The organism is Streptomyces scabichelini, from assembly GCF_011045015.1.
Classification (GTDB): domain Bacteria; phylum Actinomycetota; class Actinomycetes; order Streptomycetales; family Streptomycetaceae; genus Streptomyces; species Streptomyces scabichelini.
On record NZ_JAAKZY010000471.1, the window covers coordinates 1 to 1,052 of the forward strand.

1 protein-coding gene is annotated in these 1,052 nt (G+C 67.6%); it reads right to left on the reverse strand.

The window, feature by feature from the left end; genetic code table 11:
* On the reverse strand, nucleotides 1-1,052 hold a 1,052-nt coding region (locus G5C60_RS50740; protein ID WP_165271101.1), incomplete at both ends, for an acyltransferase domain-containing protein.

Sequence of the window (1,052 nt, forward strand, 5' to 3'; positions counted from 1 at the left end):
GTTCGGGTGTGAGCCAGTAGTGCTGGCGTTGGAAGGGGTAGGAGGGTAGTTCGAGGGTGTGGGCGTGGTAGGGGTTGAGGAGGGTGGGCCAGTCGATGGTGATGCCGTGGGACCAGGCGTTGGCGGCGGATTGGATGAATCGCTCCAGAGCGCCGGTGTTGCGGTGCAGGGTTGCGACGGCGGTGCCGGTTGCGCCCTGTGCCTCCAGTGTTTCGGAGATGCTGGAGACGAGTACGGGGTGGGCGCTGACTTCGATGAAGACGGCGTCGGAGGCTGCGAGTTGTTCCACGACTTCGGCCAGTCGTACCTTGCTGCGGAGGTTGCGGAACCAGTAGGTGCCGTCCAGTTCGGCTGTGTCCAGTGTTTGGCCGGTCACGGTGGAGTGGAAGGCGATGCGGCCTGGACGGGGGGTGATGTCGTTGAGGTCCTGTGCCAGGGTTTCGCGGATCTGGTCGACGTGTGGGGAGTGGGAGGCGTAGTCGACGGGGATGCGGCGTGCCCACACATCTGACGCTTCACACTGCGCCAGCAACTCGTCGAGTGCGTCTGGCTGTCCGGCCACGACGGTTGATGAGGGGCCGTTCACCGCGGCTATGGAGATCTGTCCGGACCAGGTGGTGAGGAGTTCCTCTGCTTGTGATTCGGGGATGCCGAGCCAGGCCATGGCGCCGCCGCCGGAGAGTGCGCGCAGGGCTTTGGATCGCAGGGCGATGACGCGGGCGCCGTCCTGTAGTGACAGCCCGCCGGCGACGACGGCGGCTGCGATTTCGCCCTGGGAGTGTCCCACCACGGCCATCGGGTTGACGCCGCTGGCGCGCCACAGGGCGGCCAGGCCCAGCATTGTGGCCCAGGAGGCGGGCTGGACCACGTCCACCCGGTCCAGGCTCGGTGCGTCGTCCTTGTCGCGCAGGACCGCGGTGAGTGACCAGTCGACGAACGGGGCCAGGGCCGTCTCGCACTCGTCGATCACGCGGGCGAACTCCGGCGAGGAGTCCAGCAGCCCGGCCGCCATGCCGACCCACTGCGAGCCCTGCCCCGGGAACACGAACACG